The following is a 16,997-nucleotide window of genomic DNA, read 5'->3' as shown; positions in this document are numbered from 1 at the left end:
CCCGACCCCCAGGTTGCGACGGTACGCAACCGGCAACGGTTCCATCGACCTGGGGGCTAACTCGTTAGAGACCCGCGTACGAATGCAACCCGCTGGTGACCAAGTTGATGAAGAACAGGTTGAACACGTTCAGGGCGAAGCCCGCGATGTTGATCCAAGCGGCCCCACGACCACGCCATCCGGCCGTAGCGCGCGCGTGCAGATACGCCGCGTAGACCACCCACGAGACGAACGCGACCGTCTCCTTCGGGTCCCAGCCCCAGAACCGGCCCCACGCGGCCTCGGCCCAGATCGCGCCGAGGATGATTCCGGCCGTGAACAGCGGGAACGCCAGAACGGTGGTCCGGTACGACATCCGGTCGAGCACGTCGGCGGACGGCAGCTTCGGGAAGCGGTCCGAATTGGTGTCCTTGAGCAGGTAGAGGATCGACGTCACGCCGGGGATCAGCAGCACGCCGGACGAGATCGAGATCACCGAGACGTGGATCACCAGCCAGTACGACCGCAGTGCCGGCTGGACGGGCGCGGCCTCGGCGTACAGGACGGTGCCGCCGAGGAACAGCAGGACCAGGATCGGCGGCAGCACGAACACGCCGAGACGGCGGATCGGGAACTTCGCCATCAGCACGATCCACGTCACCACGGCCGCGAGGCACAGCAGCGACATGTACTCGTACATGTTGCCCCAGGGTGCGCGCCCGGCGGAGAGTCCGCGCATGACCAACGACCCGAGGTGCAGCACCGCGCCGAGGACCGTCATCGCGGCGCCCATGCGGCCGATGCGCTCGGCCCTGGTCAGTTCAGCTTTCGGCTCGTCGACGAGGACGTCCGGCCCGCCGGCGCCCACCAACGCCTTGCGCGGCGCACGGGCGAAGGCCTGCTCGACCGCGTAGAGCAGGATCGCGAAGAGGTAGACCCCGAGTGCGCTGCGGTACAGCCAGTCGCTGTAGGTCGCGAGGGTCTCGTCAACCGGCATCAGGACTTCTCCTCGTTCAGCACCGCGCGGGCGAGCCGCGTGAACTCCTCGCCGTATCCTGCCTGGTCAGTACGGGCGAGCCCGCCGACCTCGACCAAAGTACGCCCGTCGTCCAGACGAGTCGCACGGACCCACACCCTGCGGCGCTTGACGGTCAGCGAGACCCCCAGGCCGAGGATGATCAGGATGGCGAACATCAGCACGTAACCCTGGGTCGGGTCGTGCGAGACCTGCAACGACACCCAGTCGCTCACGGAGTCGAAGCGCACCTTGGTGCCGTCGTCGAGCGCGATCTCCTCGCCCAGCGCGAGGTTCTTCCGCGCGACCTTCTGCAACCGGCCCTGGTCGACCATCTTCTGGTCGATCGAGAAGATCGACTGGCCGCGGCCGTCGTCCACGCCGAGGTCGCCTCGGTACACGTCGACGGCGACCATCGGGTCGTTCAGCGCCGGGAACTTCGAGTTCAGGATGTTGCCGTGCAGCAACGGCGTCGGCGCCAGCAGGCCCGTCACCGCGATCTGGTTCTTGCGCCGCGTCTCGGAGTCCGTGACTCCGGGCGGGTCGAACTTCGTCGCGCCCTCCGAGGCCAGCGTGAGCTGGTCGGTCGGCAGCCACTGGATGCCCTGCGTGCGCTTCTCACCGTTGGGGAACGTCACCGTGAACGTCGGCGTGTAGCCGTGTCCGAGCAGGTAGAGGCGGTCACCCTCGGTGCGCAGCGGGTGGTTGACCTGCAGCGTGTACGGATTCCAGGTGTTCGAGGCGAGGCTCTCGCCCGACTGGTAGCGGATGTCCGCCTTGAAGCCGACGGGCTGGCCGTTGTCGAGGTACTCGGCGGAGAACTTGCCGATCTCGACGCAGAACGGCGTGAGGTCCGTGCCGTCGACCCGCAGGCCAGGACGGAACTGGTCGTAGTTGAAGATGCCGCCGTTGCAGAACTGGCCGCCGTCGGCCTGGACGATGATCTGGCCCTCGTAGCTGAACATCTTGCCCAGCGCGAACGACACCAGCAGGCCCAGCAGCGCGAAGTGGAAGACCAGGTTGCCGGTCTCGCGCAGGAAGCCGCGCTCGGCGCTGACCGTGTCCTCGCCGGTCTCCATCCGCCAGCCGCGCAGGACCTTCTTGGCTCGTGCGACGGCCTCGTCCGGCGTCACGTCGAGCTCGGCTTGGGCGTGGTGCGGCATCCGCGACAGATTGCGCGGCGTCAGCACCGGCTTCGCGCGCATCTGCTTGAAGTACTCCCACGTGCGGGGAAGCAGACACCCGACGAGGGACGTGAACAGCAGCAGGTAGATCGCGGCGAACCACGGCGTGGCGTACACCTCGAAGAACCCGAGCTTGAGCAGCAGCTGCCCCCACCAGCCGCGCTGGGCGACGTAGTCGTCGACCTTGGCGGCGTTGAGCGAGAGCTGCGGCAGCAGCGCGCCGGGCATCGCCGCGAGCGCGAGCAGGAACAGCAGGGTCAGCGCGGTCCTCATCGAGGTGAGCCCGCGCCACGTGTTGCGGAGGAAGGCGATCACTAGAGCGGCAGCCTCACGACGTCGACGAACGAGTAGCGCAGCCACCCGACGAACTCACCCCAGAGCCCGGTGACCAGCGCGATCCCGACCAGGATCAGCAGCACGCCACCGAAGATCTGTACCTGCCGGGCGTGCGTGCGCAGCCACTTCGTAACGCCCAGCGCCCACCGGGCGCCGAGCGCGAGCACCACGAACGGCAACCCGAGGCCCAGGCAGTAGGCCAGGACCAGCACCGCGCCGCGCGCCGTCGACGACCCGACCTCGGTGCTGCGCGCGACGGCGAGCACGCCGGCCAGCGTCGGCCCGAGACACGGCGTCCACCCGAGCGCGAACACGGCCCCGAGCACCGGAGCGCCGAACAACCCGGCGTTGGGCTTGGTGTGGAACCGCACGTCCTTCTGCAACGCCGGCACGAGTCCGAGGAACACCAGTCCCATCAGGATCGTGACGACGCCACCGATGCGCTGGAACAGATCGGCGTTGAGGAACAACGCGTCCGACGCACCGAGAATGGCCATCGAGGCCAACGCGAAGACGACCGTGAACCCGAGCACGAACAGCAACGAGGCCCCGGCGACGCGCCACCGGCCCTGCTTCGCCGGTTCGTTCGCCTCCACCCGAGGCGCCTCGGCACCGACCAGACCGGCGAGGTACGCGAGGTAGCCGGGCACGAGCGGCACCACGCACGGTGACGCGAACGAGATGAACCCGGCGAGCAGAGCAACCCCGGTGGCCAGCAGCAACGGCCCGGAGATCGCCAGATCGGTGGGGTTCACAGACCTCAGGGTAGGTAGTTGCCCAGATCACGCGACGACCGGCACCGGTTTGTGACCCGACACAACGGTTGGGCCAAAAGTACCGACGATTGCCGCTTGTGGGTGACATCACGGTTGCTTAGCGTCAGCTCATGCATCGTTCCCGGCTGCTCCTCCCCGCGCTCACCGTCGCGGCGCTGGCACTGTTCGCGCAGGTACCGGCCGGTGGCGCTGCCCCGGCGATGGAGTGGCGGGAGGTCTTCAACGAGGACGGCTCCATCACCCAGGCCCTGAGCCCGAAAGCACCAGCGGAGAAGTCGGCGGACTTCCAGGCCCTGGTCGCGGCCGACGTGGTCCCGGTCCAGGTGACCGGCGACTCGGCCGATCGCTTCGACCTCGTCTTCGTGGGAGACGGCTACACGGCCGACGACCTGGAGACCTACACCGGCAACGTGAAGAGCAAGTGGGAAGAGCTCTCCGCCGTGGAGCCCTTCGCCTCCTACAAGGAGTACTTCAACGTCTGGCAGGTCAACGTCGTCTCCGCCGAGTCCGGTGTGGACCACGACCCGACCAAGGGCCTGCTCAAGAACACCGCGCTGGACATGGGTTTCTGGTGTCAGGGCCGCGACGCGAACACCGAGCGCCTGCTCTGCGTCAACGAGACCAAGGCCAAGGAGTTCGCGGCCCTCGCCCCGCAGGCGGACCAGGTGATCGCGCTCGGCAACACCGCGAAGTACGGCGGCGCGGGCGGTTCGGTGGCCACCGCGTCCGGCTCGAACGCGCAGGCCGGTCAGATCGCGATCCACGAACTCGGCCACTCGATCGGCGGTCTGGCCGACGAGTACGACTACCCGTACGTGAACTACACGGGCTCCGAACCGCGCGAGATCAACGTGACCGCCGACCCGACCGGCGCGAAGTGGGGCGAGTACCTGGGCCAGCCCTCCCCGGACGGCGGCGTGGTCGCCCCGGTCGAGGGTGCGCGGTACTACAAGACGGGCCTCTACCGGCCGACCGGCAACTCGATCATGCGCACGCTGGGCAAGCAGTTCAACTCGATCGGGCGTGACGCGATGGTCAAGGCCTTCAAGGCCAAGATCCCGTCGCTGAACGCCCCGGTGGAACCGCCGGCCCAGTAAGCGAGCGACATGAAGAAGGGGGCCTCGCGGCCCCCTTTTCTCATTCCTTGGCCAGCTCGTCCAGGACGGTCTGGAGGTCGGAGGCCAGTACCGGCACCAGGAACGCCGCCGCCACCTTGTGGTCCTTGTCCACGATGAACGTGGAGGGCACGGTGTTGGCCGGAACTCCCCGGAACACGTTGATGAAGCTCCGGGCCGAAGCGTCGTAAATGGACGGATAGGTCAGCGATCGGTCCTTCATGAAGTCCCGGGGATGGTCCTTCGAGGTCTCCTTGACGTCGACCCCGACCACCTGGGTCCCGGCGTCGAAGATCTTCTGCATCTCGGGGGCCTCGGTCCGGCAGGGCCCGCACCAGGCTCCCCAGATGTTGATCACGACGGGCTTGCCCGCGTAGTCGGAGAGCTTGACGACCTTGCCCTCTTCGAGCAGGGACTCGCCTTCGAGCCCCTTCAACTCCTTGCGCTCGCTGGGCGCGTACCGGATCTTGACCTGCCCGCCGGGCGCCACGAGGTAGAAGTCCCCTGCCCCGATCTGGGCGGCGTCCTTCCCGGTGGCGCACCCGGCGAGCAGCAGAAGCAGAACGAGGAACCGCTTCATGCCCCGGTCACCCGAGGGTTGGTGGCACCCACCGGTTCGGAGTAGGCGATCCGGACCAGCTGCTCACCCTCGAAGATCAGCGAGGTGAGCGAGGCGAGCGAGCACTCCCGTTTGCGCGGGTCGTGCCACATCCGCTTGCCCTCCAGGAACCGTCGCACGGTCCAAATGGGCAGCTGGTGCGAAACGCACACGGCCTCATGACCTTCGGCGGCGGCCCTGGCCTTCTGCACCGCCCCCATCATCCGGTGGGCGATCTCGATGTACGGCTCGCCCCACGAGGGCTTGAACGGGTTGACCAGCTTCGGCCAGTGCTGGGGCGACCGCAGAGCGCCGTCGCCCACGGCGACCTTCAGCCCCTCGAACTGGTTGTCGGCCTCGATCAACCGGTCGTCGGTCGCGAGCTCCAGCCGATGCGAGTCGGCGATGGGCGAGGCGGTCTGCTGTGCACGGTCCAAAGGGGACGCGACCACGTGCACGATGTCGTGGTCCGCCAGGTGCTCGGCCACGGTCAGCGCCTGCTTCTGCCCCCGCTCGGACAGCTTGAAGCCGGGAAGGCGGCCGTAGAGGACGCCGGTCGGGTTGTGCACCTCGCCGTGGCGGAGCAGGTGGACGACGGTGCGGGTCACTTGCGGGCCTCCTTGGCGGCACGAGCCGCGTGCGGCAGTGCGTCGGCGATCACTGCGAACTCCTCTTCACCCATGGCGGCGTTCACGAACCACGCCTCGAACGCCGACGGCGGGGCGTAGACGCCCCGCTCCAGCAGGGCGTGGAAGAACGGCGGGAAACGCCACGTCTCGCACGCCTGCGCGCCCGCGTAGTCCTTCACCTCGGTCGCACCGAAGAACACGCTCACCAGGTTGCCGGCGAACTGCACTCGGTGCTCGACACCGGCTTCCGTCAACGCGGCCGTGAACAGCGCGCCGAGGCGCGCGGCGTTGCGGTCGAGGGCCCGGTAGACGTCCTCGTCGGCGGCCTTCAGCGTGGCCAGGCCCGCGGCGACGGCCACGGGGTTACCGGACAGCGTTCCCGCCTGGTAGACGGGGCCGGAGGGCGCCAGCCGCGCCATGACGTCCGCGCGGCCGCCGAACGCCGCCGCGGGCAGGCCGCCGGACATGACCTTGCCGAACGTGTAGAGGTCGCCGCGCACGCGCTCCAGGCCGAACCAGCCGGCGCGCGAGACGCGGAAGCCCGTCATGACCTCGTCCATGATCAGCAACGCGCCGTCGGCGTCGCAGATCTCCCGCAGGCCCGCGTTGAAGTCCTGGCCGGGCGCGACCGCGCCCATGTTGCCCGCCGCGGCCTCGGTGATGACGCAGGCGATCTCGCCGGGGTTCTCCGCGAACGCGGCGCGAACGGCCTCGATGTCGTTGTACGGCAGGACGATCGTGTCCTCGGCCTGCGCGCCCGTGACACCCGGCGACGAAGGCAGGCCGAGGGTCGCGACGCCGGAGCCCGCCTGGGCGAGCAGCGCGTCGACGTGACCGTGGTAGCAGCCGGCGAACTTGATGATCTTGCGGCGCTCGGTGAAGCCGCGGGCGAGGCGGATCGCGCTCATCGTGGCCTCGGTGCCCGAGTTGACCAGGCGGACCTGGCGGACCGGCTCGACCCGGTCGATGATCTCGGCCGCGAGGTCGATCTCGCCCTCGGTCGGCGTGCCGAACGACAGACCGTTCACGGCCGCCTTCCGCACGGCCTCGACGACGGCCGGGTGGGCGTGCCCGAGGATCATCGGGCCCCACGAGGACACCAGGTCGACGTACCGGTTGCCGTCCGCGTCCCACAGGTGCGGGCCCTCGCCGCGAACCATGAATCGCGGGGTGCCGCCGACGGAGTGGAACGCCCGCACCGGAGAGTTGACCCCGCCGGGGGTCAGCGTCGACGCGCGCTCGAACAGGGCCTGGGATCGACTCGCAGTCACGTACCCCAGTCTCACATGTCGGAGTCGGCGGCTTTCTGCGGCCGGGTGCGCACAGCCAGTAGGACCTGCCGCACCACGTCGAGAGCGAGGACCACGGCCAGCGTGAGCGCGCCTGCGGCGGTGCCCAGCCAGTTGCCGTGATAGCGCGTGGAGATCAACGGCTCACGGCCCTCGATCGGGTATTCGAGGCGCACGACACCGCGGTTCCAGGCCCACACGGCGACGATCACCAGCACGACGATCACCACGACCTCGCCCGCGGCGATGAGCCACCGCTGGGGCTGGTGCAGGCTCGGACCGGCCGGCGGGGCCTGCTCAGGCTCCTCCACCACGGTGTCCGACTCCGGCTCAGTCACGGCCTCTGTCACGTCGCTCACCCTCTCACGACCCGCCGCAGCGCCGCGAGGAAGGCTTCCGGATCGCGCGCCCATCCCAGCACCACCGTGCCGTCGACCAGCCGCAACGGCATCGTGGTCGTCCCCTTGGGCACGGACCAGCCGCCGCCGAGCACCCTGGCGCCCGTGGGAGCGCCGACGTCGGTGAAGGCCTGGATCATCGCGACCGGCAGCTTCTCCCGCCCGAACTGGGCCTCTTCGGTCGTCAGCGCGACGCTGCCGGTCTTCACCCTGAGGTTCACCCACAACACCGCGCACAGCGTCAGCACGAGCCCCACGATCGCCCACAGCGCCACGGACGCGGGCCCGGTGATGAGCTCGATCAGGTACCCGGCGACCGCGAACCCCGGTCCCCACACCAACGGCCACCAGCTGCTGCCGGACTCCCGGTAGAGCACTAGCGCACGAACTTGTTCGAGGCGGGCAGGAACTGCAGCACCACGGCCGCGATCGTCAGCCCGATCACGACGACGCTGATCACCACGCCCGGCTGCCACACCCGCGCGTTCAGCGAGATGAGCATGATCGCGATCATCGACAGGAACCCGATCACGGCGAGGATCGTGAGCAGGATGCGCGCCCAGCTCTGGCCGTTGCGCAGCACGACGGCGAACGCGACGTACGGCGCGGCAGCGACGAGCATGGCGAACCCGGAGAACACGGCCATGACCCGCACCCCGAGTTCGCCCGCCTGGCGGTCCTGCTCCGTGACGGAGCTGCCCTGGTTCGGGATGTAGTCGGCGTTGACGAGCAGCAGCACCGGGATCACGGCCACGGACAGCACGGCACCCGCGATCCAGATCCACATCGCGGCGGTGATCGTGGCGGGTCGAGGCGGCGCCATCTCGTGGGGCAGCACGGGCGAGAGCGGCGCCATCGAGAAGCTCGCCTGCCCGACGTGGTTCACCTGGTACTGACCGGTGGGCGCCGGGGTCACGGGATAGGCGCCCGCGGGGTTCTGCCACTGGACGTCGTCGGGGTTCTGCCGCTGCCACGGGTCCTGCGGATAGGTCACTGCTCTCGCACCTCCGCGATCCACTGTGCCGTACGCGCCTGCCACGTGAAGACGATTGCGAAGCAGATGAGCAGCAACGTGACCAAGTTCGACGCGCTGATGCCGACGAACAGGATCCAGACCATGTGCGCGATGGCGACGAGCGACAACGTGATCCGGGCCCAGTTCTTGCGCTTGAGGAACAGCCTGGTCAGCACCACGTAGGCCGCCACGAAGATCAGCGCGACCCCGGACAGCGTGGCCAGGAAGCTCGTGACCTGTCCGGACGTCCAGTCGGTCAGGCGCTGCACCTCACCGCGCTGGAACCACAGCCCGGCCGTGGTGAACACCACGAAAACGGCGGTCGCGAGCCAGAGCCCGACCGCGATGCGGACCGGCCGGGGAGCGTCGTTCACGTCAGCTGCTCGCGCTCGGTCAGGTAGTCGGTCGACTGCCGGAAGTAGAACAGCACCAGGCCGGAGATGGCGATCAGCACCGTCACGACCCCGAGGGTGTTCGAGATCAGCTGGAAGAACAGCCCGATCAGCAACGTGATCATCAGGCCGGTGCGGCTCTTCCTGATGCCCGCCTTGACCTTGCCCGCGAACCACACCGCGAGACCGGCCAGCACCAGCGTCACGACCATCGAGACGATCACCAGGGTGTTCACCGTCGAGGCGATCATCTCCCGCGTGACCTTCGGGTCCTTGTTGCCTTGCAGGGTGGCCTCGACCAGCACCTCCTTGTTCAGCAGCACGTACAGCGCGGCCAGGACGCTGAGGGCCACACCGACCACGACGAGCCAGTAGCCCGCGGTGATGGTGCGAGGGGTGCCCGATTCATTCGGAGACGTCACGTTCGAAACCTAGGTCCGCAGGAAGGCGCTGTCCACCGTGACGCGCTTCCTGAAGTGCGCGGACACCCGGTACATCAGCACTATCGCGGTCGCGTCCAGCACGGTGGTGACCAGCGTTACGGCCAGGTCGACCGCCCGCATCTCCACCCCGAGCTCCGCCGCGACCCCACTGCTCCAGGCACCGAGCCGGAACAGTCCGAACGCGACAGAGGCTCCGCCCAGCACGGTCAGCACGATCCGGGCCCAGTTGCGGCCGCGCGCCATCGCGTTCGCGAACCGCGTGTACGCGAGCAGCACGGCGACGGCGATCAACAGTCCGAAGAGGACACCACCGTTCACGCCCGCATCGATCTGATCCTGCCCCAGCGAGGGATTCTGGCGGCGTGCCTCGGCCACGAGGGTCTCGCGGTCGAAGAGCTGCACCACGAACCGCAGCATGCCGACGCACGCGCTGGCGATCCACAGCCAGCGCGCGACGTCGATCAGCTTCGGGACAGGAGCGGGAGTTACCGGTCCAGCCATCGGGCGGCTTCGGTTGCCCAGTACGTGAGCACGATGTCCGCGCCGGCACGACGGATGGACGTGAGCGACTCCAGGATCGAGCGCTCGCGGTCGATCCAGCCGTTCGCAGCGGCGGCCTCGATCATCGAGTACTCGCCGGAGATCTGGTACGCCGCAACGGGAACGTCCGACACCTCGGCGACCGAGCGCAGCACGTCCAGGTACAGCAGGGCGGGCTTGACCATGACCATGTCCGCGCCCTCGGCGAGGTCCAGCTGCACCTCGCGGATCGCCTCACGGGCGTTCGCGGGATCCTGCTGGTAGGTCTTGCGGTCGCCCGCGAGCTGCGACTCGACGGCGTCGCGGAACGGGCCGTAGAACGCCGACGCGTACTTGGCCGAGTAGGCCAGGATGCCGGTGTCGGGCAGGCCCGCCTGGTCCAAGGCGTTGCGGATGAAGGCGATCTGGCCGTCCATCATGCCGCTGGGGCCGACGACGTGGGCACCGGCGCGCGCCTGGGCCACGGCCATCTCGCCGTAGACCTCAAGGGTCGCGTCGTTGTCCACGGTGCCGTCGGCGGCGAGAACGCCGCAGTGGCCGTGGTCGGTGAACTCGTCGAGGCAGCAGTCCGACATGAGCACGGTGCTGTCGCCCAGTTCCGCGCGCAGGTCGCCCAGCGCGGCGTTGAGGATGCCGTCCGGGTCGGTGCCACCGGAACCGACGGCGTCGCGCACGGCGGGGACGCCGAACAGCATGATGCCGCCGACTCCTGCCTGCACGGCCTCGACCGCGGCCTTGCGCAACGAGTCGCGGGAGTGCTGCAGGACGCCCGGCATGCTGCTGATCTCAGCGGGCTCGGCCAGGCCTTCCTTGACGAACATCGGCAGCACGAGCTGCCTCGGGCGCACCTCGGTCTCGGAGACCAGGCGGCGCATCGCGGGCGTCGTGCGCAGACGCCTCGGCCGGTGAAGTGGGTACATCCTTGACTCCCTGACGGAAGAGAGTCGAAGGGGCCACTCAAAGGATCTTGAGTGGCCCCGACGGCTTCAGTTTGTTCTAGCTCCTGCGCAGGCGCTTGGTCTTGCGCGGGGGAGGAAGGGCTCCCTCGGCGCGCAACCGGGCGGCGTGCGCGGCCAGCGCGTCGACCAGCGCGGGCACGTTCGCCTCCTCAGGCTGCACGTCGACCCGGAGGCCGAACTCCCGCGCCGTCTCGGCGGTCTGCGGGCCGATGCACGCGACGAGCGTGCGGGCGTGCGGCTTGCCCGCGATGCCGACCAGGTTCCGCACGGTCGACGACGAGGTGAAGCACACCGCGTCGAAGCCACCGGACTTGATCATCTCGCGGGTGTCGGCGGGCGGCGGGGCCGCACGCACGGTGCGGTACGCCGTCACGTCGTCGATCTCCCAGCCACGTTCGCGCAGGCCCGCGGCCAGCGTCTCGGTGGCGATGTCGGCCCGCGGCAGCAGCACGCGGTCGACCGGGTCGAGGATGTCGTCGTAGGGCGGGAAGTCGTTCAGCAGGCCCTCGGACGACTGGTCACCCGACGGCACGAGCTCCGGGATGATGCCGAACGAGCGCACCTTCGCGGCCGTGGCCTCGCCGACGCACGCGATCTTCACGCCGGAGAACGCACGAGCGTCCAGGCCGAACTCGCGGAACTTCTCCCACACCGCGCGGACGGCGTTGGTCGAGGTGAAGACGACCCACTGGTAGCGGCCGTCGACGAGACCCTTGACCGAGCGCTCCATCTGCGCGGGGCTGCGGGGCGGCTCGACCGAGATCGTCGGCACCTCGACGGCGATGGCGCCGTGCGAGTGCAGACGCTCGGACATCGCGCCGGCCTGCTCCTTGGTCCGCGGGACCAGCACTCGCCAGCCGTACAGCGCCCGCGACTCCCACCAGGAGAGCTTCGAGCGGTTGGCGGCGGCGGCACCGACGGTGACGACCAGCGGGCCGCCCATCTCACCGGCGTCGGCCGCGACGGCGGCCAGCGTGGTGTCGATGGTGCGCTGCTGGAAGCCCGTTCCCTCGGCGGTCACGGCGACCGGTGTCTGCGGCGCGAGGCCGTTCTCCACCAGGTTCGACGCGGCCTCGGCCAGGTGCGAGCCGGTCGCGTGCAGCACGAGCGTGCCGGGCGCGGCGGCGAGGCCGGCCCAGTCCGTCACGGCGCGCACGTCGACCTCGGTGTGCACGCCACCGAGAGCGACACCCGCGTACGCCGGCACCGCGGTGCCCGAGGGCACACCGGGTACGACGTCGAACGGGATCGTCGACTTCGCGACGGCCTGCGCTTCCTTGACGACCGAGTCGAGCGTCAGCGGGTCACCCGCGACGAGACGGACGACGGTCGCACCGTTGCGCGCCTCGTTCACCAGGTCCTTGGCCACGTCGGCGGACTCACCGACAGCGGGGCGGACCTCGACTCCCTCCGGCACGGTCGCGAGGACGTCCGCAGGAACGTCCGGGTCCGTGACCACGAGTTCAGCCCTGGTGAGCAAGTCGTGGGCCCGGACCGTGAGCAGCCCGGTGTCGCCGGGGCCGGAGCCCACGAAGGCGACGCGTCCGGGGGTCTTGCGTGCGCGGGTCATCAGGGCACTCCCCATCGATTACGCCTCTGGACCGCTGAGAACCGCGGCCCCGAGGTCGAGCAACTCGGCGGCCAGCGCCCGGCCAAGTCCCTCAGCTTCGGTCAAGTCACCGGTGGTGGACGCACGGAGGAGATCGTTCTCCGGCGTCGCAGCGACCCCGCGCAGGGAAAGTCGGTACACGACCTTCCCGTCGTCATCGAGGTCTTCCACCACATCGGCCAGCGCGCCGACCGGCGCGCTGCAGCCCGCTTCGAGCGCGGCCAGCATGGCGCGCTCAGCGGTCACAGCGGCCCGGCTGGCCGAATCGTCCAAAGTGGACTGGATCAGGTGCTCGGCGTCGACGTCGTCGACCCGGCACTCGACTGCCAACGCACCCTGTGCGGGTGCGGGAAGCATCTGGATGGGCTCCAGGTTCTCGGTGATCTCGCTCGTGCGACCGAGCCGCGCGATGCCGGCGCGAGCCAGCACCACCGCGTCGAGCTCACCGTTGCGGACCTTGCCGATCCGCGTGTCCACGTTGCCGCGCAACGGAACGATGTCCAGCCCGAGGCCGAGGGCCTCCAGCTGGGCCGCGCGGCGCGGCGAACCGGTGCCCACAGTGGACCCCTGCGGCAGCTCACCGAGCGTGAGACCGTCGCGCGCCACGAGAGCGTCGCGCGGGTCCTCTCGCTGGGGCACGGCCGCGAGCGTCAGCCGGGGGTCCGGCGCGGTCGGGAGGTCCTTGTAGGAGTGGACGGCGACGTCGATCTCACCGTTCGCGAGCGCGTCGCGAAGGGCCGACGTGAAGACGCCGATGCCGATCTGGGCGATCGGAGCGTCGGAGAGGTCGCCCGGCGTCTTGATGACGACGATCTCGACCTGTGCTCCGGCAGCCTTCAGCGCCTCGGCCACGGTCCCCGTCTGCGCGAGCGCCAGTGCGCTGCCTCGGGTACCGATCCGTAGGGTGCGGGTCACCGCGTTTCACCATCCACAGAAGCTTGCTTGGTCTGACTGACAACCCCAGGAGCCTGGGGGTCGAGCCCGAACAGTTCGCGGAGAGCCTCCGCGTAGCCGGTACCACCAGGGGCGGAGGCGAGCTCCTTCACCCTGACGGTCGGCGTGTGCAGGAGCTTGTCTACAACGCGACGCACCGTCTTGGCCAATTCACCGCGTGTCGCGGCGTCCAGTTCGGGAAGTCGCGAATCAAGACGGAGCAGTTCGGCGTCGACCACTTCGGCGGCCCGCTTGCGCAGGGCCGTCACGGTCGGCGTGACCTCGGCGGAACGCTGGCCGGCGAGGTAGGCCTTGACCTCGTCGGCGACCAGCTGGGCCGCCAGGCGGGCGTCCTGGCCCGCGGGCGCGTCCGAGAGACGGCGCTGCAGGGTTTCCAGGTCCACCACACGAACGTTCGGCAGATCGGCCGCGGCCGGGTCTACGTCCTTGGGCAGGCCCAGGTCGCACACGACCAACGGCCGCGAGCGCTTGCTGATCATGTCCGCGCGAACGACCGTGTCGACCGACCCGGTGCACGCGAAGACGATGTCCGCGAGGTCGATCTCGACGCCCAGCGCGGCCAGGTCGACGGCCGTCGCGGGGACGCCCTCTGCCTTGAGCGACGTGGCGAGACGCACACCGTTGGCCTGCGTCCGGTTCGCGATGACGACCTCGCCGATGCCCGCCCTGCGCAGGTGCGCGGCGGCCAGGCCACCCATGGCGCCCGCGCCGACGAGCAGCGCGCGCCTGCCGACGAGGGTGCCCAGCTGGGCCTCCGCGTCACCGAGCGCCTCGGACACGACCGACGCGCCCGCGTGGTCGATGCCGGTCTCGGAGTGCACGCGCTTGCCGACGCGCAGCGCGTTCTGGGTGAGTTCGTGGACGGTCCTGCCGACGGTGCCCGCCTCGTCCGCCGCCGCGTACGCACCGCGCAGCTGGCCGAGGATCTGGGACTCGCCGACGACCATCGAGTCGAGGCCGGCCGCGACGGAGAACAGGTGCTCGACGGCAGCGGCGGCGTAATGCACGTAAAAGTGCTCGTAGAGCGAGTTCGCGTCGACCTGGGCGTGCTGCGCGAGGACCTCGACGACCTCGGACATGCCGCCGTGGAACGACTCGACGACGGCGTAGACCTCGACCCTGTTGCAGGTCGACAGGACCATCGCCTCGGAGACGCTGGGCGCGGCGAGCAACTGACCGAGGACCTTGGGCAGGTCCGGCTCGGCCACGGTGACGCGTTCCAGGACCGGAACGGGGGCGGTGCGGTGCGACAGACCGACTACGAGCAAGCTCATGTGGTCACCACGTCTGCCGGAGCCGATTGGCTCACGCTCACGGGCGAATCACCATCCCGTCCACACCGAGTCCGTTGTTGCCTGCCGAGACGATCCCCGACGAGACGCTGGCAGCCTCGTCCGCACGTCGAGCGACGTGGAACGACAGGATCTGCATCTCGACCGCCAAGTCAACCTTGCGCACCTCGACGTTGTCTGGAACCTGAAGGACAACTGGTGCGAAGTTCAGAATGCACTGGACGCCCGCAGATACCAAACGGTCGCAAACCGACTGAGCGGCGGGCGGCGGCGTCGCGATGACGCCGATCGACACCTCGCGCTCCATGCAGACCGCGGTGATCTCGTCGATGTGGTTGACGGGGATGCCCCCAACAGGGATTCCGACGAGATCGGCGTCCACGTCGAAGAGGGCGGTGACCGGGAAACCACGGCCGGGGAACCCGCCGTAGTTGGCGAGAGCGTGACCAAGGTTACCGATGCCGACGACGGCCACGGAGTGGTTGCGGGTGAGGCCGAGGATGCGCTCGATGTGGCTCACGAGGACCTCTACGTCGTACCCGACGCCCCTCGTGCCGTAGCTGCCGATGTAGCTCAGGTCCTTGCGGAGCTTCGCCGCGTTGACGCCGGCGGCCTGGCTCAGTTCCTCGCTCGAGACCGCCGTCACGCCCTGGTCGGCCATGCCGGACAGCACGCGCAGATACACGGCGAGGCGGGCCACGGCCGCCTCGGGAATCGCGCGAGCGCGTTCCTTGTCGGCAGCCTCCAGAGGGGTGGTGGTCGTCTCACCTTCGCCCCGCTGTGATGCCACGCTCTCCGACCTCCGGGTGTGCTTCACCGCAGGGACCCCGCGGCGTTGGTGATGCTCACACCGTACCGCTTGTGAACGCATGCACAAAGTCGGTGATCGGGTGTCACAGCACTGGTGACAGGGCGTGACCAGCAGTTCAGCGGTTCATGATCACTACGGGGTGAGCGCCTACTCGACGGTGAAGGTGACCGAATGCCATCCCGTCGCGCCGTCGGGAACGGGGTCCAGGCGGGCCTGGTCCTGGGTGAACCCGGATTTGTCGGTGGCCCGGCACTCGACCGTGTGACTGCCCTGGGAGAGGTCCATCTCGATCTTCCACATCCGCCAGGTGCTGTCGCTGACGTCGGCCCCGAGTTCGGTCTCCTGCCACGGCCCGCCGTCGACGCGGACCTCGACCTTGGCCACGCCCTTGGGCTGCGCCCACGCCGTTCCGGCGATGACGGCCTTCCCCTGGACCTTGCCCATCCGCCGGGGCCGGTCGATCCGCGAGGACGCCTTGATCGGCGCCCTGGTCGCCCACCCGCGCGGAATCCAGTAGCCCTGTTCTTTGGCGAACGTGGTGACGTTGAGGTCGGTGACCCACTTGGTCGCGGAGACGTAGCCGTAGAGCCCCGGCACCACGAGCCGGGCGGGAAAACCGTGCTCGGCGGGCAGCGGTTCGCCGTTCATGCCGATCGCGATCAGCCCGTTCTCGAGCACGTAGTCGAGCGGGCTGCCCGCCGTGAACCCGTCGTCGCTGGTGCTGAACAGCTGGTCGGCGCCCGCCTTCACGCCGGCCTCCCGCAGCACGTCGCCGATCTTGACGCCGATGAAGTTGGCCGTGGAGATGTACGGCCCGCCGACCTCGTTGGAGACGCAGGTCAGCGTGACCGTCTCCTCCACGAGGTCCTTGCTGCGGATCTCCTCGAACGTGAGCACCATCGGCCGCTCGACCATGCCGTGCACCCGCAGCGCCCACTCCTCGGCCCGGATCCGCGGCACGCTCAGCGCGGTGTCGATCCGGTAGAAGTCCTCGCCGCTGGTGATGAAGCTCGGGGTGCCGTCCTTGACGAAGTCGGCGTTGAACGGGATCTCCGGCGCCTTCGTCTTCGGCGTGAGGTCGCCGATGGCCTGCCTCGAGCCCTCGACGTCCGTCCGGTTGCCGAACAGCTGCCCCGCGACCCCCGCGAAGACCGTCAGCCCGGCGGTGATCAGGAAGCCGCGCCTGCTGTCACTCTCCTCGGCCTCTTTGTGCAGGTAGCGGAACACGTAGACGCCCGCGGCCGTGCTGGCGACGGGTGCGAGGACCGCGAGCTGCCCGACGTCCGGCCTCGTGACGACCGCCACGACGCCCACGAACCCGAGCAGCACGGCCACCAGCGATCCCGGCGCGGCACTGTTCCTGCTGGCCAGGCCCGCACCGATGCCGATGCCCGCCAGGACCAGGGCCATGCCGGTGAGCAGCACGAGCTTGTCTGCCGTGCCGAACGTGGTGACCGCGAAGTCCTTCAGCCAGGACGGCGTGAGGTCGATCGCGGCGTTGCCCACCGCGAGGTACGGGGAGGCGCTCAGGCCCACGAAGGCCGCCACCAGGTGCCCTGCCGCTAGGGCGGCCACGAGGGCGAGCAGTCCGGTGAGTGCGGCCTTGGCGGGCTTCATGCCTCTCATTCGACACCCGAGCGGCCCTGGTTCGCTCAGGTCGTAA

19 protein-coding genes are annotated in these 16,997 nt (G+C 69.2%); 1 reads left to right on the top strand and 18 read right to left on the bottom strand.

All coding sequences use genetic code 11. The features are described 5' to 3' along the window. Positions 1-64: 64 nt before the first annotated feature. Genes ccsB through ACIRG5_RS14880 form a run of 3 tightly spaced genes read right to left on the bottom strand, consistent with a single transcriptional unit; the run spans position 65 to position 3,278 of the window. Positions 65-976, bottom strand: a complete 912-nt coding sequence (ccsB, locus tag ACIRG5_RS14890; RefSeq protein WP_402904855.1) for a c-type cytochrome biogenesis protein CcsB — start codon at positions 974-976, stop codon at positions 65-67. After that, a complete protein-coding gene (locus tag ACIRG5_RS14885) occupies positions 976-2,451 on the bottom strand; it encodes a cytochrome c biogenesis protein ResB (protein WP_402904942.1) in 1,476 nt (491 codons plus the stop codon). The genes ccsB and ACIRG5_RS14885 overlap by 1 nt, the downstream gene beginning before the upstream one ends. A gap of 41 nt (positions 2,452-2,492) precedes the next feature. Next, positions 2,493-3,278: a cytochrome c biogenesis CcdA family protein gene (locus ACIRG5_RS14880; RefSeq protein WP_319976956.1), complete on the bottom strand. Its 786-nt coding sequence runs from the start codon at positions 3,276-3,278 to the stop codon at positions 2,493-2,495. A 122-nt stretch (positions 3,279-3,400) separates the two neighbouring features. Here ACIRG5_RS14880 and ACIRG5_RS14875 point away from each other — a divergent pair, with 122 nt between their 5' ends. Further along, positions 3,401-4,387 (top strand): M64 family metallopeptidase, encoded by a 987-nt coding sequence (locus tag ACIRG5_RS14875; RefSeq protein WP_402904854.1) that lies wholly within the window; start codon positions 3,401-3,403, stop codon positions 4,385-4,387. 40 nt (positions 4,388-4,427) lie between these two features. Here ACIRG5_RS14875 and ACIRG5_RS14870 read toward each other — a convergent pair whose 3' ends face one another. The 15 genes from ACIRG5_RS14870 to ACIRG5_RS14800 form a co-directional block, all read right to left on the bottom strand. Next, positions 4,428-4,985: a TlpA family protein disulfide reductase gene (locus tag ACIRG5_RS14870; RefSeq protein ID WP_402904853.1), complete on the bottom strand. Its 558-nt coding sequence runs from the start codon at positions 4,983-4,985 to the stop codon at positions 4,428-4,430. Then, positions 4,982-5,611, bottom strand: coding sequence for a histidine phosphatase family protein (locus ACIRG5_RS14865; RefSeq protein WP_319976796.1), 630 nt, complete (start codon positions 5,609-5,611; stop codon positions 4,982-4,984). The genes ACIRG5_RS14870 and ACIRG5_RS14865 overlap by 4 nt, the downstream gene beginning before the upstream one ends. Further along, complete coding sequence (gene hemL, locus ACIRG5_RS14860) at positions 5,608-6,903, bottom strand: glutamate-1-semialdehyde 2,1-aminomutase (RefSeq protein ID WP_402904852.1); 1,296 nt, start codon at positions 6,901-6,903, stop codon at positions 5,608-5,610. Before hemL ends, ACIRG5_RS14865 begins: the two co-directional genes overlap by 4 nt. Positions 6,904-6,914: 11 nt before the next feature. Then, positions 6,915-7,271 carry a hypothetical protein gene (locus ACIRG5_RS14855; protein WP_402904851.1) on the bottom strand — a complete coding sequence of 119 codons (357 nt, stop codon included), beginning with the start codon at positions 7,269-7,271 and terminating at the stop codon, positions 6,915-6,917. 5 nt (positions 7,272-7,276) lie between these two features. Then, positions 7,277-7,696 carry a hypothetical protein gene (locus tag ACIRG5_RS14850; protein ID WP_402904850.1) on the bottom strand — a complete coding sequence of 140 codons (420 nt, stop codon included), beginning with the start codon at positions 7,694-7,696 and terminating at the stop codon, positions 7,277-7,279. Beyond that, the gene (locus tag ACIRG5_RS14845) at positions 7,696-8,313 is read right to left on the bottom strand and encodes a hypothetical protein (protein ID WP_402904848.1); all 618 of its coding nucleotides are present in this window, start codon (positions 8,311-8,313) and stop codon (positions 7,696-7,698) included. The genes ACIRG5_RS14850 and ACIRG5_RS14845 overlap by 1 nt, the downstream gene beginning before the upstream one ends. Beyond that, positions 8,310-8,708 carry a hypothetical protein gene (locus ACIRG5_RS14840; protein ID WP_402904846.1) on the bottom strand — a complete coding sequence of 133 codons (399 nt, stop codon included), beginning with the start codon at positions 8,706-8,708 and terminating at the stop codon, positions 8,310-8,312. The genes ACIRG5_RS14845 and ACIRG5_RS14840 overlap by 4 nt, the downstream gene beginning before the upstream one ends. Continuing rightward, complete coding sequence (locus tag ACIRG5_RS14835) at positions 8,705-9,148, bottom strand: hypothetical protein (protein ID WP_402904844.1); 444 nt, start codon at positions 9,146-9,148, stop codon at positions 8,705-8,707. The genes ACIRG5_RS14840 and ACIRG5_RS14835 overlap by 4 nt, the downstream gene beginning before the upstream one ends. A 9-nt stretch (positions 9,149-9,157) precedes the next feature. Further along, positions 9,158-9,670, bottom strand: a complete 513-nt coding sequence (locus ACIRG5_RS14830) for a hypothetical protein (protein ID WP_402904842.1) — start codon at positions 9,668-9,670, stop codon at positions 9,158-9,160. Next, positions 9,655-10,629: a porphobilinogen synthase gene (gene hemB / locus ACIRG5_RS14825; RefSeq protein ID WP_402904840.1), complete on the bottom strand. Its 975-nt coding sequence runs from the start codon at positions 10,627-10,629 to the stop codon at positions 9,655-9,657. Before hemB ends, ACIRG5_RS14830 begins: the two co-directional genes overlap by 16 nt. A 76-nt stretch (positions 10,630-10,705) precedes the next feature. Beyond that, positions 10,706-12,238 carry a bifunctional uroporphyrinogen-III C-methyltransferase/uroporphyrinogen-III synthase gene (locus tag ACIRG5_RS14820; protein WP_319976787.1) on the bottom strand — a complete coding sequence of 511 codons (1,533 nt, stop codon included), beginning with the start codon at positions 12,236-12,238 and terminating at the stop codon, positions 10,706-10,708. An 18-nt stretch (positions 12,239-12,256) separates the two neighbouring features. After that, on the bottom strand, positions 12,257-13,192 hold the full coding sequence (gene hemC, locus ACIRG5_RS14815) for a hydroxymethylbilane synthase (protein WP_402904838.1): 936 nt from the start codon (positions 13,190-13,192) through the stop codon (positions 12,257-12,259). After that, on the bottom strand, positions 13,189-14,505 hold the full coding sequence (locus ACIRG5_RS14810) for a glutamyl-tRNA reductase (protein WP_402904836.1): 1,317 nt from the start codon (positions 14,503-14,505) through the stop codon (positions 13,189-13,191). Before ACIRG5_RS14810 ends, hemC begins: the two co-directional genes overlap by 4 nt. Before the next feature lie 37 nt (positions 14,506-14,542). Continuing rightward, positions 14,543-15,313 carry a redox-sensing transcriptional repressor Rex gene (locus tag ACIRG5_RS14805; RefSeq protein WP_402904834.1) on the bottom strand — a complete coding sequence of 257 codons (771 nt, stop codon included), beginning with the start codon at positions 15,311-15,313 and terminating at the stop codon, positions 14,543-14,545. 168 nt (positions 15,314-15,481) lie between these two features. After that, on the bottom strand, positions 15,482-16,951 hold the full coding sequence (locus ACIRG5_RS14800) for a molybdopterin-dependent oxidoreductase (RefSeq protein WP_402904832.1): 1,470 nt from the start codon (positions 16,949-16,951) through the stop codon (positions 15,482-15,484). Positions 16,952-16,997: the final 46 nt, after the last annotated feature.

The sequence above is a fragment of the Lentzea sp. NPDC102401 genome (assembly GCF_044765805.1).
GTDB lineage: Bacteria > Actinomycetota > Actinomycetes > Mycobacteriales > Pseudonocardiaceae > Lentzea > Lentzea sokolovensis.
Note: the sequence above shows the minus strand (reverse complement) of the source record. Positions and strands in the feature narration are given on the sequence as shown.